This window comes from Pseudomonas silesiensis, assembly GCF_001661075.1.
Lineage (GTDB): Bacteria > Pseudomonadota > Gammaproteobacteria > Pseudomonadales > Pseudomonadaceae > Aquipseudomonas > Aquipseudomonas silesiensis.
In genome coordinates this window covers 3,971,802-3,993,226 of record NZ_CP014870.1, presented here as the reverse complement: position 1 = coordinate 3,993,226, position 21,425 = coordinate 3,971,802, and the positions used below count along the sequence as shown (strand labels likewise).

The following is a 21,425-nucleotide window of genomic DNA, read 5'->3' as shown; positions in this document are numbered from 1 at the left end:
TTGTTGTCGGGTGTATCAGTGAATGCTCGAAGCCAATTCGAAAATCGGGATATACATCAAGATCACGATGACCCCGATCAGCAGGCCGATAAAGGTCATGAGCAGGGGTTCGAACAGCCGCACGAACCATTCGATCCAGCGGCTGATTTCTTCGTCGTAGAAGTCGGCGCTGCGTTCCATCATTTGCCCGAGGTTGCCGGACTGTTCGCCGGCGCGCAGCAGGCGCAGGGACACTGGCGTCACCAGGTGATTGAGCTCCAGCGCGGCCGACAGTGATTGCCCTTCGCGCACCCGTTCGCAGGCCTGGTCCAGGCGCGTGCGCGAGGCGACGGTGAGCAGGCCGCGGACCATGCCCATGGCGGTGACGAGGGGGATGCCGCCTTGCAGCAGGATGCCCAGGGAACGGTAGAAGCGCGCCAGTTCGTACATGAAGATGCGTTGATGGACCGCCGGGAGTTTTTCAATGACCCGGTCCACGCCCCGGCGAAAGGCCGGTTGGCGCTGGAGGAAGGCGAGGGCGACGACGATTGCCGCCAAGGCGCCGAAGAATTCACCCTGGTGGGCGTGCAGGAACATGCCGCCGCTCATCAGGATCTGCGACAGCCAGGGCAAGTTCGAGCCCAGGCCTTCGAACACCAGGCTGAAGCGGGGCACCACGTAGCCCATCAGAAACAACACCACGCCGCTGCCCACCACCAGCAACAGCACGGGGTAGATCGACGCGCTGACAATTTTCTGCCGAACCTCGTCCATGCGCTGGCGATAGCTGACATAGCGACCCAGGGCATCGCCCACGGCGCCGGTCTTCTCGCTTGACTGCACCAGCGCAACGTAGAGCGGCGGGAACACCGCCGACAGTTGGCCCAGCGCCTGGGAGAACGACTTGCCTTCATAAAGCAGGCGCACCAGTTCGCTCAAGGTCTTGCGAGCCTGTGGCGCGCTCTCTTTTTCCGCCAGGCTTTCCAGCGCATCGATCAACGGCAGACCGGCATTGAGTAGCGTCGTCAGCTCCTGGCTGAACAGCACCAGGTTGAACGTCTCGCGCTTTCGAAGACCCAGTGAACGCCAGTGGCGCTCGGTAGATATACTGACGACCCGATAACCCTGGTCTTCGACGATGCGACGGGCTTCGCTGTTGCCCGGAGCCTCGACTGTCATCGAGATCACGCCAGCCTTGCCCACGGCCTTGAGGTGAAAGCGCATGGTCGTCCCTCGTCATTGCCAGCTGGTGACTTCGGCGTTTTCGCCTTCGCCGCCGGGTTGGCCGTCCTTGCCCATGGACAGCAGGTCGTACTCGCCGTTCTCGCCGGGGTGGCGGTAGGTGTAGTTGCGGCCCCACGGATCCTGGGGCAGTTTTTTCTGCAAATAAGGACCGGTCCAGCGGGTCTCGTCGCTCGGCGCGGTGACCAGTGCCTGCAAGCCCTGTTCGGTCGACGGATAATGGCCGACCTCCAGCCGGTACAGATCCAGGGCCTTGCCCAGGCCTTCGATTTGCGCCTTGGCCACCTTCACTTCGGAACGCCCCAGCTGGGCGAAATACTTCGGCGCGACGATGCCGGCCAACAGCCCGAGCACCACCAGCACCACCAACAGTTCGAGCAAGGTGAACCCGCTTTGCGTTCGCGGGGTACTACACAGACGCTGATTCATGATGACCTCACACAGTGGGCAGAAGGGTCGCCATGAGGACTTATGCAATTGCCATGCTCATGCCCGTGCATCCTGCTGCAACCCCCGAATCACGGGCCTTCACGCAACCGGCACAGTGCTTGCGTATGGCAGATGTACGACCGGCCATTGGGGCAATACCCCCATTTTTCGGGGACGGTCAGGGGAGGCATAACAATGAAAACACTCACCATGGGACTGCTCGGGCTGCTGCTGCAGACCGGCGTCGCACAGGCCGATGTGTTCGTGTCCGTGGACGCCAAGGGCAGCTACGTTTTATCCAATGTCCACCGTCCCGGTCGCACCTACGAGCGGGTGATTCGTGAGCCTGAATCCGCCCAGGTCAGTATCGACCGGCAACCGCAGATGATTGCCCGGCAACCCTACGCCGAGCTGGTCTCGGCGGCGGCCACGGCCAATCAGCTGCCGGCGGCGCTGTTGCACGCCGTGATCCAGACCGAGTCCAGCTACAACGCCGGCGCAATCTCGCCCAAGGGCGCCGGCGGGCTGATGCAACTGATGCCCGATACCGCCCGGGAAATGGGCGTGACCGATGTCTACGACCCCAAGGCCAACATCCAGGGCGGCGCCCGTTATCTCAAGCGCCTGATGACCCTTTTCGACAACGACATCAGCCTCGCCGTGGCGGCCTACAACGCCGGGCCGCAAGCGGTGCTCAGCCGTGGCGGGGTGATCCCGCCGTTCGCCGAAACCCAGCGTTATGTGCCAAGCGTGTTGCGCCAGTACCGACGCTTGCAGGGCCTGGCCGTGGATGCGCCGTTGTGATCGGCAGCTGTGGGGCAAGTTTCCCCAACAGTGGGGCAAGAAAGCCCGACCCGTAAAAGGGGGAATGGGTGGGGAATATCCCCCGGATTCTCAAGTGACAACACTAACTTACTGATTAGAAACAATAATTTTTATGGCATGCGGATTGCTCCAAGGGATTTGTCGAGAATTATTCCTGTGAGCACCCACAGCGAGGCCCGTGATCATGACCGGCATACCCAACGCTCAGTCCCTTTTCAAATTGCTGCTGTTGGTGGCGCCGATGCTGGGCATCGGGGTGGCCGAGGCGGCGCTGCGCTGCGAACGCAATCTGGTGGCCAACGTCGTGGCCCTGGATCAGCCATTGATGTTCAACCGCCTCGGTGCGCAGAACGTCAACGGCATGATGTTCGCCCTGCGCCGCGACGTGGTCGACGACCATGACCGGTCCCTGGCCCAGGGCGGCGCGGCGGTGCCGGGCAAGGTCTCGCTGCGACCGGACAAGCGTCCGCGGCCGCTGGTGCTGCGCGTCGCGGCGGGTGACTGCCTGACCATCAACCTGCAGAACCTGCTGGCCTACCAGGCCAACCCCGGTTCGCACGAAGACGGTGAGGAAGCAGAGGGCGAGGAAGGCGAGGTTGAAATCGGTAACGAACCCAACTTCAAGGTCGACGAGCAGGTCAAGGACCGGCACGTCGGCTTCCAGGTCAACGGCATGCAGGCCGTCAACAGCATCGACGACATTGCGTCTTATACCGGGCGCAATGCCAATACCTTGATTCCTCCAGGCGCGACCCGTTCCTACACCTTGTACGCCGAGCGCGAAGGCGCATTCGCCGCCAGCAGCCGCGGCGCGACCTTCGGTGGTGAAGGGGATGCGGGCAACGTCGCCAACGGCTTGTTCGGCCAGGTGGTGGTGGTGCCCAAGGGCGGCCGCAGTTATCGCAATACCCTGACCGAAGAAGAAATGCGCCTGGCCAGCGCCGGCCGCACCCCGGCCGGCCAGCCGATCGTCGATTACCAGGCGCGTTACCCGCAACGCGAACCGTGGGTCCGTGAAGGCAAGGCCGGCACGCCGATCATCAACATGGTCGACGGCAACGAAATCATTTCCAGCGAGAGCGACGCGATCGTGATGGGCAGCAACGCCGATGGCAGCTTCCCGCCTTCGACCTACCCGCTGGAAGCCCTCGGCAAACGCAACCCGGCAATCCCCAATCGCCTGGAGCCGTTCCGCGATTTCGCTTCGCAGTTCCAGGATGAAACCGCCGCGACCCAGGCGTTTCCCGCGTACTGGGCAGACCCGGTGATGGCCCACGTGCTGGAGCCGACCCGCGACTCGTTCATGATCAACTACGGCTCCGGCGGCATGGGAGCCGAGGTGGTGGCCAACCGTCTGGGTGTCGGGCCGATGCACGACTGCCTGTCCTGCGCCTACGAAGAATTTTTCCTCAGCTCCCACACCGTCGGCGACGTGGCGATGCTGGTGGACGTACCGGCCAACACTGGCCTGGAAGGCATTCTTCCGGGTCAGGTGCCGAACGCCGATCAGGTCGGGGTCAAGGCGACCATGGCGCTGTACCCATCCGAGCCGTCCAACGTCAACCACAGCTACATCGGTGACTTCGTCAAATTCCGCAACACCCACAACGGCCACGAGCAGCATATTTTCCACCTGCACGGCCACCAATGGCTGTTTAACCCCAACGACGACAACTCCGACTATGTGGACGCCCAGGGCATTGGTCCAGGCGCTGGCTACACCTATGAAATCGCCAACGGTGGTTCGGGCAACCGCAACCGCGTAGCCGGCGATGCGATTTATCACTGCCACTTCTACCCGCACTTTGCCCAAGGCATGTGGAGCATGTGGCGGGTGCACGATGTGTTTGAAGAAGGCACCAGACTCGAAGTATCCCAACAAGGCAACGACGGTTTCCACAGCGAACCTTATGCATTGCGCAGCGGCAAACCGGCGGCTGGCGCTCGGGCCTTGCCCGATGGCGAGATCGTTGCCGGTACACCGATCCCTGCGGTAGTGCCGTTGCCAGGCAAAGCCATGGCACCGATGCCGGGCAAGGTCGCGGTGGTGCCGAAAATCGGCGAAACCCTGGTGGCCGGTGGTGATGATGACGAGGAGGATGACGACGGCGAACACCACGGCGGCAGCGGCGGCGCCCAGGCCATTGGTTCCCTGGCCCTGGTCGATCGCAGCGAAGCCAACCGTAATGCCGACGGCAGCCTGAAAAACCCTGGCTATCCATTCTGGATCGGCGGCATGGAAACGTCGGTCGGCCAACGCCCACCAACCCCGCCGCTGGACATGCTCGACGCGGCCAAGGCTCAGTCCCTGAAAACCAGCGGCAATGCGTTGTGGGCCAACCTCGACCCGGCTCAGTCCGGTGGCTGGGACGGCGGCCTGGGGCGCCATTCCCTGGACGGCTTCTCCGCCGGTGGCGAGGCGCACACCATTACCACCTCCCTGGATTTCTCCAAGGAAGTGACCCGTGCCAAACCCATCTACATGCCGGAAGAGGGCACCGAAGTCGAACAGGCGGCCATGGCGTTCCACGCCAAAAAAGACCACCCAAGCTTTGCCGTGCTGCCGGGCAATCAGGTGGTGGCGCGCAACTTCCGCACCAACGGCGCCCTGCCGATCGCAGGCGCACCCTATTACGAACCGTGCATGGATGACCGGCAAAAACGCCTGACCAGCAGCGCCGGCACCGGCGAGTTCAATAGCGGTGAACGGGTTGACGGCATGTCCTACACTGGTTCCTCGACCTTCACCGCCGACCGTCCACGGGTCTATAAAGCCGCGAACATCCAGTTCGACGCGGTGTACAACAAGGTCGGCTACCACTTCCCGCAAGCGCGCATCCTGGCGCTATGGGAAGACGCCTGGCCGGTGATCACCAAGCAGCGTCCACCAGAGCCGCTGGTGATGCGCATGAACACTTTCGACTGCGTGCAGTACCAGCAAACCAACCTGGTGCCGGCCACCTATGAGATGGACGACTATCAGGTGCGCACGCCGACCGACGTGATCGGCCAGCACATTCACCTGCCGAAATGGGACCTGACAGCGGCCGACGGTTCGGCCAACGGCTGGAACTACGAAGACGGCGTGCTTTCCCCGGGTGCCGTACAAGAGCGCATCCACGCCATTCGCGAGTTCAACCAGTGCGAAGGCACCGACCCGCGTGACGGCACGCCGGCCTGTCCAAAAGCCAAGGCGCACCCGTTCTTTGGCCAATACGGCCGGGCCGACTGGGTCGGCGCGCGCACGGCGATGCAGCGCTGGTTCGTCGACCCGGTGGTCAACGCCAAAGGTGTCGACCGTGGCCTGGGGACCATCTTTACCCACGACCACTTAGGCCCATCGACTCACCAACAGATTGGTCTGTACGCCACCGTGCTGGCCGAACCTGCCGGTTCCACCTGGTTCCACGCCGAAACCGGCGAGCCGTTGTACAGCGGCGCGCGGCAGGACGGCGGACCGACTTCGTGGCAGGCAGTGGTGTCTACCGGTGACCTGGACGGCGACGGCAAGAACGACAGCTTCCGTGAGTTCTTCCTTGAATACAGCGACTTCCAGCACGCCTATGAAGCCGGTGTGTATGTCGGTGCCGGCCCCAACGGCGTGCCTGATCCGCAAGCCTTCCCGGCCACTGCCGACAGCTTCCGCTACGCGATCAACCCGCCGGTGCGCAATAACGCCAGCAACCTGCTGGAAGGCATCGTCGAAGTGCAAGGCGGGCAGGTGCCCGGTTGCCCAAGCCGGCCATGCCCGCAAGCGATCTCGGTCGATGACCCTGGCATGTTCGTGGTCAATTACCGCAACGAACCGCTGGCCCTGCGGGTGTACGACCCGAACAAGGTCGGCCCGGACGGCAAGCGCGGCATGCAGGCCGACGGCCTCGGCGGCGACCTGGCGTATGCCATGCAAAGCCGTACCGACCGTGCGATCCCGGCGATGAACCTGGCGCCAAACCTGGTCACCGCGGCGACCGGCCCTACCGGCGGCACCACACTGTTCCCGCCGCACATCAACCGTGGCGGCGCAGAGCCGGGCGACCCGTTCACCCCGATGCTACGCACTTACACCGGTGACAACGTGCGGCTGCGGGTGCATGCCGGCGGTCACGAAGAAGAGCACAACGTGACCCTGCACGGCGTGAAATGGCTGCAGAGCGGTTCCGGGTTCGGCAACAGCTCCAACTCGGGCTGGCGTTCGTCGCAGATGGTCGGGATCTCCGAGCAGTTGGGCTTCAATGCGCCGGTGTCGATGATGTCCAGCTCGGCCGCGACCACGGGTGACTACCTGTACTCGATGGACGCTTCCCTGGAAGGCTACTGGAGCGGGATCTGGGGCGTGATGCGCAACTACACGGCCCAGCGCAGCGATCTGTTCGCGGTGCCGAACAACCCGAAACCGATGGGTATGCGCAATACAGTGGCGTTCGATGGCATCTGTCCACGATACAGTGCCAACCCGAATGGCATCGGTACCCGGCCGACCGTGCAACGCAACTATGAAGTGGTCGCGGCGCTGGCCAACGACATTCTGCGCAACCCGCTGAACCTGGCGATCGGCGATCCGGCCGGGCTCGGGCAACACGTCGGCGGGCCGTTGAATCCGGCGGGCGGCACCCTGGTGTTCAACTCGCGGACCGTGAGCATTCCGCAGGTCACCGTGACCGACCCTGAAGACGGTGAGACCTTCACCATCGGCGGCCAAAGCGGGCCGCTGCATGACCCGACGGCGATCCTGTATGTGCGCAAGGGCGACCTCGATCCGATCACCGGCAAGCTCAACCCCGGCGTGACTGTCGAACCGCTGGTACTGCGCGCGGCGGCCGGTGATTGCATCAACATCACCCTGGAAAACCGTCTGCCCCTGATCATGCCGGACCTGACCCAGACTGCAGTGATGCAAGGCATGGTCAAGCGCGATCGCAACAGCGGCCTGGGCGCGACCACCTTCAGCAACAACCTGATGCGGCCGTCCAGCCACGTTGGTCTGCACGCGCAACTGCTGGCGTATGACATCACCAAGTCTGACGGCACCAACGTCGGCGCCAACCCGATCCAGACCGTGCCGCCACGGGTGGGCAACGTCGGCGCGTACCCGACGCGTACCTATAAGTACTACGCCGGGCACCTGGAACGTGAAGGCAAGCCGATCACGCAACTGGGCCGCAATGTCGACAACATCAACGCCACGGCGGTGGAGTTCGGCGGGTTGAATTTCACCCCGGCGGACGTCATCAAACAGCCGCAGAAAGGCCTGGGCGGGGCGATGAGCATCCTGCCGATCGGGGCGACCTGGGTTGACGATGCGCGCAAAGTGACGGCCACGGTCACCGCACCGGGGCAAACCACCTACCGCGACTTTGCGATGGTCTGGCAGAAAGCCCTGAACATCCGTTGGGCCAACGGCCGGCCGGTGGAAGGCATTGCCGCCGAAGGCCTGGGTGTGCCGACCGATCCGCAGGACAACTCGAGCATGGCCATCAACTACAAGGCCGAGCCGCTGTGGTTCCGCTTCGGGCTGGCACCGGATGCGCCCTTCGGGCATGCCGATGGCCATGGTTACGGTGACGTGCCCAATGCGCACATGGCCTACAGCAACGCACTGGTGGGAGGCGATCCGCAAACGCCAGTGCTGTATGTGAAGCCGGGGCAACCGTTCCGCACCCACATCATGATGCCCACCGGTGGCAGCCGCGGTACGACCTTCCAGCTTGACGGTCACGTCTGGTCGGTCAACCCGTTCCAGTCGGAGAAGAGCGATACCGGCGGTTACCCGATGAGTACACCAGGGGTGGGTTCGGTGCGGTACGGCTACAACCCGATGTCGATGTACATCGGCGCACGGGAAAGCATCCTGCCGGCGGCGCACTTCAGCTTCATGCACCCGAGCGCCGGGGGCAGCAATGCGATACCGGGCGACTACCTGTTCCGTGACTACGGCGCCTACGGCAACACGGCCGGGCTGTGGGGATTGCTGCGGGTAACCAACGAACCTGAACCGGCACCGGCCCCGTAGGTGCACGGCTGACCCGCGATGGGATCACCTCGGTTTGGCGGGGTGGCGAATGACGCCACCCCTGTAGGAGCGAGGCTTGCCCGCGAAGGGATCACCTCGGTTTAGGCGGGGCAGCGAATGACGCCACCCCTGTAGGAGCGAGGCTTGCCCGCGAAGGGATCACCTCGGTTTAGGCGGGGCAGCGAATGACGCCACCCCTGTAGGAGCGAGGCTTGCCCGCGAAGGGTTCACCTCGGTTTAGGCGGGGCAGCGAATGACGCCACCCCTGTAGGAGCGAGGCTTGCCCGCGAAGGGATCACCTCGGTTTAGGCGGGGCAGCGAATGACGCCTTCGCGGGCAAGTCGGATCGCCGCCCGCTCGCTCCTACAGGGGGCGGGGGGGCGGTTAGACAGGCACAGATCTGTAAGGGGAGAACAACATGAACAGGACCATCATAGTGGCCATCTGGGCACTGCTTGTAGGGTTGGCGCTGATCTGGCTGGGCGTATGGCGCGCGTGGCAGCCGGTGTTGCTCAGCGAAGTGGCAGTGCCGAAGACCTGGAGCAAAAACACCCTGGTGCGTGACGGGGTGACGGTGGCGTTCGAGGTGAAACCGCTGGCCGGGAGTGGCGTACTGCGCGAGGGCGAGTTCGCCGACGTGCGCTTTCGGGTCACGGACAGCGCCTCGGGGCAGCCTCTGTCGGGCGTCGCTCCCGGTGCCTGGCTCGACCCGGAAACCATCGCCGCCGACGAGGCCCAGGGGCGCGAGCAAAGCTGCAAATCCCGGGTCGGAGTGTTCCTGAAATCGAGCATCGGCGCACGGCCGCTCCTGGACCTCAACAGCTACTTCCTGCTGGTGATGAACCGCGATGCCAGCGTCTCGGTGGTCGACCCTTCAGTATCGGTGGGCGGGATCACCAGCACCATGGCCCGGATCGATATCAAGCAACCGCCGATGGACTGGGTGACGCCCCGGGACAACAAACGCGTATTCGTATCGATGCCCACTGCCGGGGAGGTGGCGGTGATCGACAGCGAGCAATTCAAGTTGACCGACTCGGTAGTCGCCGGCAACAACCCGGTGCGGTTGGCGTTGCAGCCGGACGAACGCCTGCTGTGGGTCGGCAACAACGCCAAAACCGCCGAGGAATCCGGGGTCACGGTGATCGACACCCAAAGCCTCAAGGTCCTCAAACACCTGCCTACCGGTGCCGGGCATCACGAAATCACGTTCAGCAACGACAGCCGTCATGCCTTCGTCACCAACCGCGACGACGGCACCCTGAGCATCATCGACATTGCCAGCCTGACCATCAGCAAACAATTGAAGACCGGTTCACACCCGTTATCGGCCGCGTACTCGTCGCTGTCCCAGGCGGTGTACGTCAGTGACGGCCAGGACGGCACCGTGACGGTGGTCGATAGCGCCAGCCTGGCGGTGCGCCGGGTGATCAAGCTGAAGCAGGGCCTCGGCCCGATGGGCTTCAGTGCCGACGGGCGTTTCGGCATCGTGCTCAATACCCTGGAGAACCAGGCCGCGGTGATCGACGCCGCCACCGATTCATTGATCCATGAACTGGACGTGTCCGCCGAACCCTATCAGGTGGTGTTCACCAAGGCCTACGCCTACATCCGCGGACTGGCCTCGGCCAAGGTGACGATGATCAACCTGTCGTCCCTGGGTGAAGGCCGCAAGCCGATCAGCCAGGGTTTCGAAGCAGGGCCGCAGGCGCCGCGCCTGGCCGGTGACTTGCCGCTGGCGTCGAGCCTGGCGGTGTCGCGGGACGACAACGCAGTATTTGTGGTCAATCCGGTGGACAACACCACTTACTTCTACGCTGAAGGCATGAACGCGCCGATGTCCGGTTACCCCAATCGCGGCCAGGTGGCCCGTGCGGCACTGGTCATCGACCGCAGCCTGCGCGAAGTCGAGCCGGGGCTGTACAGCTCGCGGATCAAGCTGCCAGGCGCCGGGAGGTTTGACGTGGCTTTCCTGCTCAACCAGCCGAACATCATCCATTGCTTCACGGCGTCGGTCGAGGAGGACAAAACCCTTGTCCAGCACCCGGGCATGCCGAAGGTGGAGTTCATGCTCGACAAGGCCACAGCGGCCCTGGGCAGCCCTTACGTGGTGCGCTTTCGCATCGTCCAGGGCAAACAGAAGGCCCAGCGCAGTGGCGTGAAAGACGTTCAGGTGCGCTATTTCCGCGCCCCGACGTCCCGCGCCCGGCAAGTCGCGGCCCTGGAGGTGGGTGACGGGATTTATGAAGCCCCCGTCACCCTCGACCAGAACGGCGCCTGGTACTTGCATGTGCGCGCAGCGTCCCTCGGCGCGAGTTTCGATGACAAGACGTTTGCCAGCGTTCGGGTCCTGCCCGGCGATACCCACTAGAGGAAACTGACATGAACCGATTCGCACACCGTGGACTGTTGACGTTCTGCCTGTTAGCCGCCGGTATCGCTCAGGTCCAGGCCCACTCGAAGGATGAGCACGCCGGCCACGAAATGCCGGCCACCAGCGCCAGCTCGGAAAGCGCCCAGGTCAAGTTCGCCGACGTCGCCCTGGTTGATCAGGACGGTAAGTCGGTGCGTCTGGAAAAGGACCTGGTGACCGACAAGATCGTGGTCATGAGCTTCATCTACACCAGTTGCACCACGGTCTGCCCGGTGGTGTCCTCGATCATGGGCAAGGTGCAGAAACAGCTTGGCGCCCGGGTCGGCAGCGAGGTGCAGCTGGTCTCCATCAGTATCGATCCGCAGCGCGATGACGCCAAACGCCTGAACGACTATGCCCGCGCCTTCCAGAACGGTCCGGGCTGGAGCTGGCTCACCGGCAGTGTGCAGTCGGTCAACGAAACCCTCAAGGGTCTGGGCAGCTTCAGCGGCGACTTCAAAAGCCATCAGCCATTGATCCTGGTGGGGGACGGCAACAGCCACAACTGGACCCGTTATTACGGCTTCACCGACCCGGCCGTGCTGACCCGTGAAGTGGAAAAGCTCAGCGGCCAGCGCAACGGACGTAACAAACACACTGCCATTGCCATGGAGCAACACCCATGAAAGCGCTCGCCTTGATTCTCCTGACGATGGGCTTTTGCGCAAGCAGCGACAGGGCGTTCTCCCACGAGGGGCACGCGAGCGCCGCGCCTGAGCAGGCCGCTGCACAGGCCGCTGCACAACCGGCTGGCGGCACCCGCGATGCGCAGACCTGGTTCACCGACACGCCGCTGCAGGACCAGAATGGCAACACCCTGCGCTTCTACAGCGATGCGTTGCAGAACCGCGTGGTGTTGCTCAACGTGATTTTCACCAGTTGCAACGATGCCTGCCCGCTGATCACCCGCAAACTCAAGGAGGTTCGCGAGGTGCTGGGCGACAAGGCCGATGGCATCACCTTTATCTCCCTTACCAGTGATCCGCTGCGGGACACCCCGGCGGTACTCAAGGCTTACACCTTGAAGCAGGGCGTCGATGGGCCCCACTGGCTTTTTCTTACCGGTGACAAGGCGCAGATCGACCTTGTCTTGAGCCGCATCGGCCAGATCCTGCCGAGCCCCGAGCAGCATTCCACCCAATTGATCGTGGGGGACGTGGCCAACAAGCGCTGGAGCAAGATCCGTCCCGATGCCCCGGCCGCCGCCATTGCCCAGCGCCTGCAGTTGCTGACTATGCCCGTGGCCGGTCGTTGAGCGCGCGCCATGAAGACCTCACTCATCCTCGGCCTGCTACTGCTCGGCGGCATCAGTTTCGCCGCCCATGGGCTGTCCCTGAGTCCCAGCGAAAGTGCCGGCAAACGCCTGTATCGCGAAGGGGTGTCGGGGAGCGGTGAGCCGATCATGGCCCGGGTCGGCGCGGCGGACATGCTGCTGCCGGCCACCAGCCTGCCGTGCGCCAACTGCCACGGCACCGACGGCCAGGGGCGGCCGGAAGGCGGGGTGCGGCCGCCGAGCCTGAGCTGGTCGCGACTGACCAGCAGCCATGGCCAGCAGCAAATCAATGGCCGTGACTACCCGGCGTATACCGAAGGCCTGTTGGCGCGAGCGATTCAGGAAGGGCGCGATCCGGGCAACAATCGGCTGGATCCGGCGATGCCGCGGTTCGTGTTGTCGATGAATGATCAGCGCAACCTCACGGCCTACCTCAAGCGCCTGGCCGACGACCGCGACCCGGGCCTGACCGCCGGCACGCTACACCTGGGCACGTTGTTGCCAAGCCAGGGGCCGTTGAGCGAAGAGGGCGCTACGGTAGCCGCTGTGCTCGAGGGCTGTGTGGCGAGCATCAATCAAACGGGGGGGATTCATGGTCGGCAGTTGTACCTGACCATCGTCGATCCGGGCCCGGATCGCGCCAGTGCCGAGCAGGCGCTGGACCGCTTGATCGAGCAGGAGCAGGTGTTCGCCCTGATCGCACCGCTGGTGCCGGCACTGGATTCGGACCTGGCCGCGCGCCTGGATCGGGCCGGTATCCCGCTGATCGGACCGCTGTCGCTGTTGGGGACAACCCAGGTCAGCCGGCAGATTTTCGAGCCGCTGCCGGGGTTGCGTGAACAACTGATCGCCCTGGCCGATTACGCCACCAACAGTTTGCGGGTGCTCCAGGGACCGACGCTGATCACCTACCCGGACGAGCCCGGACAACAGCTGGCGGCGCAGAACCTCAGCCAATACTTGCAGGATCACGCCTGGCAAAAGGTGAGTCTGCAAGCCTATGACCCGGCACGGGACGATGTGCCGCTGGGCTCGCGCTCGGTGTTCTACCTGGGCAGCGGCGGTGGTTTCAGTCGCTTCGCTGAACGCTTGCAGACCGCGGGGCAGGTGCCTTACCTGTTCGCCGCCTCGAACCAGGTGGCCGGCGATCTGTTGCAAGTGCCCAGTGGTTTTTCCAAGCGAGTGTTTCTGGCCTATCCCTTCGTGCCCAGTGACTGGACGCTGGCCGGGCGCCTGGCGCTGACCCGAATGCGCGAGCACCAGGGGCTCGGCGGTCAGCACGCGGTGCTGCAAGTGGGCGCGTTCAGTTCGATGCTGCTGTTCAGCGAGGGCATGAAGCAGGCCGGGCGCGACGCCAGCCGCGAGAAACTCGTCAACTCGCTGGAAGGCCTGCACGACTTCGAGACCGGGCTGACCCCGAAGATCAGCTTCGGCCCGGGTCGCCGCCAGGGCTTGAGCGGCGCGCACATCGTCACCGTCGAGCTGCCCAACCAGCGCTTCTATCTGGTAGCACCCTATAAACCCATTGCTGCCACGCCCTGACCGGAGGTCGATGATGAAACTCAATACTGTGCTGATCCTGCTGACAATGTGGGTGCCCGCGACGTTTGGCGGCAACGGCCCCGCTGCCGCACGGGTCAATGGCGAAGAAATTTCCGAATGGCGCCTGGAGCGTTATTTCGCCGAATTCCTCGAGGACCAGGGCCGGGCCGTGGCCAGCATTCGCAATCCCAAGGCCTACAAGCAATTGCGTCAGGCCGCCCTCGACGCGCTGATCGACCGCGAGCTGCTGTGGCAGGAAGCGGTCAAGCGCGGGGTGGTGATCAGCGACGCCATGGTGCAAAGCCAGGTTGAGCAGACCCGGCAGGCGATCGGCGATGCCGATAAGTTCACCCGGCGCCTGGAGGACGCCGGCTTTGACGAAGCCGGTTATATCGAATACACCCGCCGTGAAATCGCCGCCCGTCAGGTGTTTGCCGACCTGACCAAGGCCGCCGGGCCGGATGAAAAGCAGATCCGCGACTTCTATGAAACGCATCGCGCGCAAATGAGCCGGCCCGAGGAAGTCCAGGCCCGGCACCTCCTGATCAAGGTGGCGCAAGACGCCGACCCTTCCACAGTTGAAGCGGCGCGGCTACGCTTGGAGCAGTTGCGTGTAAAAATCACTCAGGGCGAGGACTTTGCCAGCGTGGCCCGGGCCGGTTCCGAAGATGTATCTGCCAGCGAAGGCGGGGACCTGGGCTATTTTCCACGGGGGCGCATGTTGCCGGAATTCGAAGCGGCGGCGTTCGCCCTGGCGCCGGGAGCCGTCAGTGAGCCGGTTCGGACGGCGGTCGGCTGGCATTTGATCCAAGTGCAGAACCGCCTGGAGGCGACCGATGTCTCGGAGGAGCAAGGGCTTGAGATGGTCCGGGTGTACCTTGCCCGGCAACACCAGGCACAGGCTCGTCGAGACGTTCTGGCGCAGCTGCGTTCCAGTAATCGAATCGAGCGAATTGACGATGAATGAAGGTTTACCCCCCACTAGTGGGGAAAGAACTTCAGTGCCGATCCACACGCTTCCCCGCCTTTGGGGGGAGAGGGTGCTGGACGATAGGGCATTGTCTTCAAATTCAAGGACATGAAGAGATAATAATACCGGCGCCCAGCCTGGCATGAAGTGTGCGTTAGTCCTGTAAAGGGCGCACTCCCAGGGCTGGAACATCGGACCTGCGGTTTCAAGGAGTCGACCTTGTTAAACAAAGTACTGGTTGTCGAAGACGAACAGCTCCTTGCCGAAAACCTCAAGGATTACCTTCAGGCGCAAGGGCTGGACGTCCGGATTGCACATGACGGTGCGACGGGTATCGGTGAAGCCGAACGGTTCGCACCCGATGTGATGGTGTTCGATTACCGCTTGCCCGATATGGAAGGCTTTGAGGTGCTCGATGCTGTCCGCCGGAACAGGAATTGCCATTTTGTACTGATTACGGGGCACCCAACCGCTGAAGTCTGTGAGCGGGCCCGGCAACTCGGAGTCAGTCATATCCTGTTCAAACCCTTTCCGTTGGCGGAATTGGCCCGAGCAGTCTGCGATCTTCTGGGCATGGAGCGCGAACCCAAAGCAGGCATGGGCACATCCGAAGGTTTTGTCGAACGACGCCAGAGCAGGACCGAAAGTTTCCCGCTGCAGTTGTACGACGGCAGTTGGGTGCTGGCAGATCGTCGACGTATTCCATCGACGTCCAAGGCACCAGACGACGAACAATTGCTCACCGGGGATCAGGGGCGCGACAAGCTGTAATGGCTCGCCGCGTCGACAGGGCTCAAAGCCCCCGGCGTTGGAGAGCATGCCATGGACCGTCTATCCCTTGCCGTCGAACCGGCGCTACTGGACTGTGTACCGTCTCGTTTTTCCAGTGAGCAACTGGCCCAGGCCCGGGCCCGGGCCACCAGCTCCGGGGAGCGGGTCCTGGAAGCCCTCGGGGTGCTGTGCGAACTGGCCCCCATGCCCTTCATCCAGTGCCTCGGCGCGACCCTGCATTATCCGGTGCTCGACACCGACAGCCTGTTTCAAGCCACCCCGGTGTTCGACCGGGTCACCCTGGCCCAATGCCTCAAGCGCGAATTCATCCTGCTGCGTCATGCCGATGCGGTGATCGGTGTGTTTGCCGACCCCTTCGATACCGCGCGCCTGGCCTGGATCGACGACTGCCTGCATGGCGCGCCGCTGTACCTGGTGCACGCCGACGACCTGAAAGCCTACCTGGCGCGCCATGAAGAGAGCTTCCACGCGGTGGAATCGCTCAACGCCCAGGCCGACGCCGGCACCGAAATCGATACCCTGCAAAGCCTGTCCCTGACCAGCATCAGCGAAGACGCCAGCGTGGTGGTCAAGCTGGTCAACTCGACCCTGTACGACGCGCTGAAAATGCACGCCAGCGACATCCACCTGGGCACCACCGGCAGCGGCCTGGTGATCAAGTACCGCATCGATGGTGTGCTGAACAACATCAGCAAGATCCAGGGCAGCGAGTTCGCCGAACAGGTGATTTCCCGGGTCAAGGTCATGGCCGAACTGGACATCGGCGAAAAGCGCGTGCCCCAGGACGGTCGTTTCAAAATCGGCATCAGTGGCCGGCAGATCGACTTCCGGGTGTCGATCATGCCGAGCATTTTCGGCGAGGACGCGGTGCTGCGGGTGCTGGACAAACAGGACCTGGCGGACAAGGTCAGTGGCGTGCAGTTGCAGGCCCTGGGTTTTGAAGAACACACCCTGCGCCAGCTGCGCCGGCTGGCCGCCGAGCCTTACGGCATGGTGCTGGTCACCGGACCCACCGGCAGCGGCAAGACCACCACCCTCTACGCGATGATCACCGAGATCAACCACGGCGTGGACAAGATCATCACCATCGAAGACCCGGTGGAATATCAGCTGCCCGGCGTGCTGCAGATCCCGGTCAACGAAAAGAAAGGCCTGACCTTCGCCCGCGGCCTGCGCTCGATCCTGCGCCATGACCCGGACAAGATCATGGTCGGTGAAATCCGCGACCCCGACACCGCGCAGATTGCGGTGCAGTCGGCGCTCACCGGGCACCTGGTGTTCACCACCATTCACGCCAACAACGTGTTCGACGTCATCGGCCGTTTCACCCAGATGGAAATCGACCCTTACAGCCTGGTCTCGGCCCTCAACGCGGTGCTGGCGCAACGGTTGATCCGTCTTGTGTGCGCCAGTTGCAGCGCGCCGAGCAACCCGACCGACGAAGAGCTGCGCCTCAGCGGACTCGATCCACAGCAGGTCGATCACTATCACTTCGTCCACGGCAAAGGCTGCGGCCATTGCCGGGGCACCGGTTACCGCGGGCGTACCGCGATCGCCGAACTGCTGCACCTGGACGACGAACTGCGGCAGATGATCGTCGAGCGCCAACCCGTTTCGAAAATCAAGGCACACGCGTGCAAACGTGGCTTGCGCCTGCTGCGCGAGTCGGCTCTGGAACTGGTTGCAGAGGGGCGGACCACGCTCGAGGAGATCAATCGTGTCACTTTTGTCTCGTGATCGTTTTGTCGCCGTGCTCGGCGCCAGCGGCGTCGGCCTCGGCCAGCGCAAGGGCAACGAAACCCTGTGGCTGGGCAGCGTCGGCTTTATCGACGAAGGTTTTCATGCCTGGGCCGTGGCCCTGGACACCCTCGACTGCCTGCTGGCTGAACATACCCGTGCCGGTGCCGAATTGAGCGTGGTGATTTCCGGGCACTTCAGTCGTTTTTGCCTGGTGCCCTGGAGCGACCAGATCAGTAGCCCTGATGAACTGCAAGGGTTCGCGCAGCTGTGTTTCGAAGACCTCTTCGGCGCACCGACCCAACCCTGGAGCCTGGTGCTGTCGGCCGAGCCTGCGGGCTATGACCGCGTCGCCAGCGCGTTGCCGCAAGACCTGCTGGCGCGCCTGCGCAGCCTGGTCAGCGAGCGCGGCCTGCGCTTGCGCTCGGTGCAGCCGTACCTGATGGCTGCTTTCAACCACTTCGATAAAAGCCTCGATGCCGGTGACTTTCTGTTCGTGGTCGCCGAGCCGGTGCGCAGTGTATTGCTGCTGGCCCGGGAAGGGCGTTGGGCGGCGGTGCGCTCGGTCGGCACCGGCGACAGCGACGCCGCACTGACCGCGCTGATCGGTCGCGAAAGCCAGTTGCAGGCCTCCACCAGCGAGCGGCCATTGAGCGTCTACCTGCATGCGCCGGCGCGTATCGAGGCACAGCCAGACGTACCCGGTGTGCAACTGCGCACCCTTGAAGAGGACCGGACCGGCGTACGCGATGCCTTGTACGTCATGTCCCGGGCGGTGGCCTGACATGCGCGCCTTGATGCTCGACTTTCAGCCGCGCCGCCGCTCGGGCCCCTTGGGCTGGAGCCTGCTGGCCGGTGGCCTGGTGCTGACCCTGGGTTGCTTCTTCGTCCAGCAGCACCTCAGTGAACAGGCTGCGCAACAGCAAGGCCATCTGCAGACCGCCCAGCGCGTCCTCACCGGCGACTCCGGCGCCAAGACCAGCCTGACCCCGGCCGAGACCCGGGAGCAGGCGCAGAACCTGGCCGAGATGCGCAAGGTGTCGCAGCAACTGCGTCGCCCCTGGGAACGGCTGTTCGCCATGCTCGAAACCCTGCCCCGGGAAGACATTGCCTTGCTGACCCTGACCCCGGATGCGCGCAAAGGCCAGGTGCGGATCAGCGCCGAGGCACGGGACCTGGAAGCCATGCTCGCGTTTCACCAGCGCCTCGAAGCCAGCGACGAGCTGTCCGACGTGTCGCTGCTGAGCCACGAAATCGTCGTCAAATCGCCGGAACAACCGGTGCAATTCAACCTGTCGGCTGCTTGGGAGATTGGCGATGCAAATCCCTAGATTGATCGTCCACGAATACCTGCAAGGCCTGGGTGTGCCGGGGTTGGCCGGGCTGGCCATGCTGCTGCTGGCGCTGCTGTATGGCCTGGGCGGCCTGATGCCGGACTGGCAGGCGCTGCAAACCCTCAGCCAGCAGACCCGCGAAGCCGGCGAGTACCTGGCCCGGGTCGAAGACGGCAGCGTCGCCGCGCCGGTGGTGCCGCAGCGTCAGCTCGACGACTTTCGCAGCAAGCTGCCGTCGCAGCCCCAGGCCACGGTCGCCATCGACAAGATCTACGCGCTGGCGGCCCAGGAACGCATCACCCTGGCCCGCGGCGAGTATTCCCTGGGCATCGACCCCAAGACCCATCTGGCCCGCTATCAGATCCTGCTGCCGGTGCGCGGCACCTACCCGCAACTGCGGCGCTTCCTGCATGCCTTGCTCGGCCAGTTGCCGGCGGTGGTGGTGGAGGACGTGGAGTTCCAGCGCAAGAAAATCGCCGACACCGACCTGACCGGGCGGATCCGCATGACCCTTTACCTGTCGAGGTCATGATGAATACCAAGCGCGTAGTGGGTTGGGTGGCGTTCTTCGGTGTGGCGGCGGCGCTGACCTGGTTGCCCGATGACTGGATGCCGTCGGAGGAGGTCGAGGTCTCGGTCGCCACCGCGTCCACCTCGAGCACAGGCAAAGCCCGCGGTGCACTGCCCGTGACGGCGGCCGCAAAAAAACCGGCGGTGGTCAAGGACCTGACCCCGGCTGGCGACCTGTTTGCCGCCCGCAGCTGGAAGGCGGCCCCGACGCTTGCCAGCGTCACCGAACAACCCGTCATCGTCACCCCGGTGGTGCAAGCCCCCAGCGCACCGCCGATGCCATTCCAGTTCATCGGCAAGCTGGATGACCGTTCCGACCTGCAAGTGTTTTTGCAGAACGGCGAAAAAATATACGTCGTGCGCAAAGGGGATGTGATCGACGAAACCTGGCGGATCGAGGGCATTTCCGATGTGGAACTGAGCTTTGTCTACCTGCCTCTGCATTTGTCCCAGACCTTGTCTGTGGGGAGCACGCAATGAACCAATCCCGGTTGTTGATGAGCCTTGGCCTGTGCACAGCGCTGGTCGCGTGCAGTACGGCGCAAGTGGCCAACGAGGAAGCGTCCGAGCTGATTGAACAAGGCCAGTACGAAGCCGGCCTGGCCCGGGTCGAGGAAGGGCTGCGGGAGAACCCGCGCGATACCGAATTGCACCTGTTGCTCAACAGCGGTCGGGCCAAGGCGATCACGGCGCTGCTGACCCAGGGCGACACCGATCGCGCACGCCGGGATTTCGCCTCGGCACGCATGGCCTACAGCCGGGTGTTGACCATCGAGCCCAACAACCGCCGCGCCCAGGACGCACTGCGTCAGCTCGACTACCTGCGCAGCATGGAAGACAAACTCGAACTGGCCCGTGGCGACTTGCGTCGCGGTGACATCTACGGCGCCGATCGCCAGGTGAAACAGATCCTCGAACTCGACCCGAAAAATGAAGGCGCGCTGGAACTGCAAGGCAACATCCGCCTGGTCCAGAGCCGCAACGTGATCCCCTATCCGCAGCTGCGCACCCGCCTGGACCGGCCGGTGACCCTGGAGTTTCGCGACGCCAACCTGAAGGTGATTTTCGAAGTGCTGTCCCAGGTCGCCGGTTTGAATTTCATCTTCGACAAGGACCTGCGCCCGGACATGAAAGCCACCATCTTCGTGCGCGACGTGCGCATCGAAGACGCTGTGGAATTACTGCTGCAACAGAACCAGCTGCACCAGAAAGTGGTGAACGAAAACACCTTGCTGATCTACCCGGACTCGCCGCAGAAGGTCAAGGATTACCAGGAGCTGGTGATGCGCACCTTCTACCTGACCAGCATCGATGCCAACACCGCGCTGAACATGATCAAGACCATGCTCAAGACCCGCGACGTGTTCGTCGATGAGCGCCTCAATACCCTGACCATGCGCGACAGCGAAGACGCGGTGCGCATGGCGGAAAAACTCCTGCAATCCCAGGACCAGTCCAACCCGGAAGTGGTGCTGGAAGTGGAGGTGATGGAAGTCGCCACCCAGCGGATTCTCGACCTCGGTCTGCAATGGCCCAACACGTTCGGCGTGGTCAACAGCGACGGTTCGGCGGTGACCCTGCTCGATCAGCTCAAAGGCATCAACTCCGGCCGGATCACCATCTCGCCATCGCCCCAGGCCAAGATCAACGCCCAGGACAACGACATCAACACCCTGGCCAGCCCGGTGATTCGCGTCAGCAACCGCGAACAGGCACGCATCCACATTGGTCAGCGCGTGCCGATCATCAGCGCCACCTCGGTGCCGTCGACCCAGGGCCCGGTGATCACCGAAAGCGTCACCTACCTGGATGTCGGTCTTAAACTTGAAGTACAGCCGACCGTGCACCTGAACAACGAAGTGGCGATCAAGATTGCCCTGGAAGTCAGTAACGCCACCCCGCTGGAGCCGACCCGCCAGGGCACGATTCCGGTTCAGGTCGACACCCGCAACGCCCAGACCACCCTGCGCCTGCATGACGGCGAAACCCAGATCCTCGCCGGCCTGATGCGCAACGACCATGGCGCCACCGGCAACAAGATCCCTGGCTTTGGCGACATTCCCGGGTTGGGTCGTTTGTTCGGCAGCAACAAGGACACCGTCGGCAAGTCGGAACTGGTGCTGTCGATCACCCCGCGGATCGTGCGCAACCTGCCGTACCAGAGCCCGTCGGACATGGAATTCCCTACCGGCACCGAAACCAGCATGCACATCCAGGCGCCGGACCGGCGGCTGGAGTCGGCTGCTGCGCCTGCGGCGATTGATCGTCCGGTCGCGGTCACCACCCAAGTCGTTATCGAGAAGCCTTGA

The 21,425-nt window shown here is 63.5% G+C and carries 16 protein-coding genes; 14 read left to right on the top strand and 2 right to left on the bottom strand.

The genetic code is table 11. The features are described 5' to 3' along the window. Positions 1 to 15: 15 nt before the first annotated feature. Positions 16 to 1,203 (bottom strand): type II secretion system F family protein, encoded by a 1,188-nt coding sequence (locus PMA3_RS17680; RefSeq protein ID WP_064678386.1) that lies wholly within the window; start codon positions 1,201 to 1,203, stop codon positions 16 to 18. Positions 1,204 to 1,215: 12 nt separating this feature from the next. Next, positions 1,216 to 1,650 (bottom strand): type II secretion system major pseudopilin GspG, encoded by a 435-nt coding sequence (gene gspG, locus PMA3_RS17675; protein WP_064678385.1) that lies wholly within the window; start codon positions 1,648 to 1,650, stop codon positions 1,216 to 1,218. 195 nt (positions 1,651 to 1,845) lie between these two features. On the opposite strand from gspG, the gene PMA3_RS17670 reads away from it, so the two are divergent. The 14 genes from PMA3_RS17670 to PMA3_RS17605 all read left to right on the top strand — a co-directional run bounded on the left by PMA3_RS17670 (position 1,846) and on the right by PMA3_RS17605 (position 21,425). Next, on the top strand, positions 1,846 to 2,454 hold the full coding sequence (locus tag PMA3_RS17670) for a lytic transglycosylase domain-containing protein (protein WP_064678384.1): 609 nt from the start codon (positions 1,846 to 1,848) through the stop codon (positions 2,452 to 2,454). Between the two features lie 205 nt (positions 2,455 to 2,659). Further along, positions 2,660 to 8,485 (top strand): manganese-oxidizing multicopper oxidase MnxG, encoded by a 5,826-nt coding sequence (mnxG, locus tag PMA3_RS17665; RefSeq protein WP_064678383.1) that lies wholly within the window; start codon positions 2,660 to 2,662, stop codon positions 8,483 to 8,485. A gap of 418 nt (positions 8,486 to 8,903) precedes the next feature. Next, positions 8,904 to 10,856, top strand: coding sequence for a cytochrome D1 domain-containing protein (locus PMA3_RS17660; protein WP_064678382.1), 1,953 nt, complete (start codon positions 8,904 to 8,906; stop codon positions 10,854 to 10,856). Positions 10,857 to 10,867: 11 nt separating this feature from the next. Further along, positions 10,868 to 11,524, top strand: coding sequence for an SCO family protein (locus PMA3_RS17655; RefSeq protein WP_064678381.1), 657 nt, complete (start codon positions 10,868 to 10,870; stop codon positions 11,522 to 11,524). Next, positions 11,521 to 12,153 (top strand): SCO family protein, encoded by a 633-nt coding sequence (locus PMA3_RS17650; protein WP_064678380.1) that lies wholly within the window; start codon positions 11,521 to 11,523, stop codon positions 12,151 to 12,153. Before PMA3_RS17655 ends, PMA3_RS17650 begins: the two co-directional genes overlap by 4 nt. 9 nt (positions 12,154 to 12,162) lie before the next feature. Continuing rightward, positions 12,163 to 13,713 carry a cytochrome c/ABC transporter substrate-binding protein gene (locus tag PMA3_RS17645; RefSeq protein WP_064678379.1) on the top strand — a complete coding sequence of 517 codons (1,551 nt, stop codon included), beginning with the start codon at positions 12,163 to 12,165 and terminating at the stop codon, positions 13,711 to 13,713. 13 nt (positions 13,714 to 13,726) lie between these two features. Next, positions 13,727 to 14,680: a peptidylprolyl isomerase gene (locus PMA3_RS17640; RefSeq protein ID WP_064678378.1), complete on the top strand. Its 954-nt coding sequence runs from the start codon at positions 13,727 to 13,729 to the stop codon at positions 14,678 to 14,680. A 222-nt stretch (positions 14,681 to 14,902) separates the two neighbouring features. Further along, positions 14,903 to 15,454 (top strand): response regulator, encoded by a 552-nt coding sequence (locus tag PMA3_RS17635; RefSeq protein WP_064678377.1) that lies wholly within the window; start codon positions 14,903 to 14,905, stop codon positions 15,452 to 15,454. Between the two features lie 51 nt (positions 15,455 to 15,505). After that, entirely contained in the window at positions 15,506 to 17,212 is a 1,707-nt protein-coding gene (locus PMA3_RS17630) for a GspE/PulE family protein (RefSeq protein WP_064678376.1), read from the top strand. After that, positions 17,193 to 17,996 carry a hypothetical protein gene (locus PMA3_RS17625; RefSeq protein ID WP_064678375.1) on the top strand — a complete coding sequence of 268 codons (804 nt, stop codon included), beginning with the start codon at positions 17,193 to 17,195 and terminating at the stop codon, positions 17,994 to 17,996. The genes PMA3_RS17630 and PMA3_RS17625 overlap by 20 nt, the downstream gene beginning before the upstream one ends. 1 nt (position 17,997) lies before the next feature. After that, positions 17,998 to 18,543 carry a PilN domain-containing protein gene (locus PMA3_RS17620; RefSeq protein ID WP_064678374.1) on the top strand — a complete coding sequence of 182 codons (546 nt, stop codon included), beginning with the start codon at positions 17,998 to 18,000 and terminating at the stop codon, positions 18,541 to 18,543. After that, positions 18,530 to 19,078 carry a GspMb/PilO family protein gene (locus tag PMA3_RS17615; protein WP_064678373.1) on the top strand — a complete coding sequence of 183 codons (549 nt, stop codon included), beginning with the start codon at positions 18,530 to 18,532 and terminating at the stop codon, positions 19,076 to 19,078. Before PMA3_RS17620 ends, PMA3_RS17615 begins: the two co-directional genes overlap by 14 nt. Beyond that, positions 19,078 to 19,596: a hypothetical protein gene (locus tag PMA3_RS17610; RefSeq protein ID WP_064678372.1), complete on the top strand. Its 519-nt coding sequence runs from the start codon at positions 19,078 to 19,080 to the stop codon at positions 19,594 to 19,596. Before PMA3_RS17615 ends, PMA3_RS17610 begins: the two co-directional genes overlap by 1 nt. Beyond that, positions 19,593 to 21,425, top strand: coding sequence for a secretin N-terminal domain-containing protein (locus PMA3_RS17605; RefSeq protein ID WP_064678371.1), 1,833 nt, complete (start codon positions 19,593 to 19,595; stop codon positions 21,423 to 21,425). The genes PMA3_RS17610 and PMA3_RS17605 overlap by 4 nt, the downstream gene beginning before the upstream one ends.

What these genes read in the sequence shown, in the direction of transcription:
- PMA3_RS17680 (WP_064678386.1), bottom strand. Translation starts at nt 1,203, where the DNA reads ATGCGCTTTCACCTCAAGGCCGTGGGCAAGGCTGGCGTGATCTCGATG.
- gspG (WP_064678385.1), bottom strand. Translation starts at nt 1,650, where the DNA reads ATGAATCAGCGTCTGTGTAGTACCCCGCGAACGCAAAGCGGGTTCACC.
- PMA3_RS17670 (WP_064678384.1), top strand. Translation starts at nt 1,846, where the DNA reads ATGAAAACACTCACCATGGGACTGCTCGGGCTGCTGCTGCAGACCGGC.
- mnxG (WP_064678383.1), top strand. Translation starts at nt 2,660, where the DNA reads ATGACCGGCATACCCAACGCTCAGTCCCTTTTCAAATTGCTGCTGTTG.
- PMA3_RS17660 (WP_064678382.1), top strand. Translation starts at nt 8,904, where the DNA reads ATGAACAGGACCATCATAGTGGCCATCTGGGCACTGCTTGTAGGGTTG.
- PMA3_RS17655 (WP_064678381.1), top strand. Translation starts at nt 10,868, where the DNA reads ATGAACCGATTCGCACACCGTGGACTGTTGACGTTCTGCCTGTTAGCC.
- PMA3_RS17650 (WP_064678380.1), top strand. Translation starts at nt 11,521, where the DNA reads ATGAAAGCGCTCGCCTTGATTCTCCTGACGATGGGCTTTTGCGCAAGC.
- PMA3_RS17645 (WP_064678379.1), top strand. Translation starts at nt 12,163, where the DNA reads ATGAAGACCTCACTCATCCTCGGCCTGCTACTGCTCGGCGGCATCAGT.
- PMA3_RS17640 (WP_064678378.1), top strand. Translation starts at nt 13,727, where the DNA reads ATGAAACTCAATACTGTGCTGATCCTGCTGACAATGTGGGTGCCCGCG.
- PMA3_RS17630 (WP_064678376.1), top strand. Translation starts at nt 15,506, where the DNA reads ATGGACCGTCTATCCCTTGCCGTCGAACCGGCGCTACTGGACTGTGTA.
- PMA3_RS17620 (WP_064678374.1), top strand. Translation starts at nt 17,998, where the DNA reads ATGCGCGCCTTGATGCTCGACTTTCAGCCGCGCCGCCGCTCGGGCCCC.
- PMA3_RS17615 (WP_064678373.1), top strand. Translation starts at nt 18,530, where the DNA reads ATGCAAATCCCTAGATTGATCGTCCACGAATACCTGCAAGGCCTGGGT.
- PMA3_RS17610 (WP_064678372.1), top strand. Translation starts at nt 19,078, where the DNA reads ATGAATACCAAGCGCGTAGTGGGTTGGGTGGCGTTCTTCGGTGTGGCG.
- PMA3_RS17605 (WP_064678371.1), top strand. Translation starts at nt 19,593, where the DNA reads ATGAACCAATCCCGGTTGTTGATGAGCCTTGGCCTGTGCACAGCGCTG.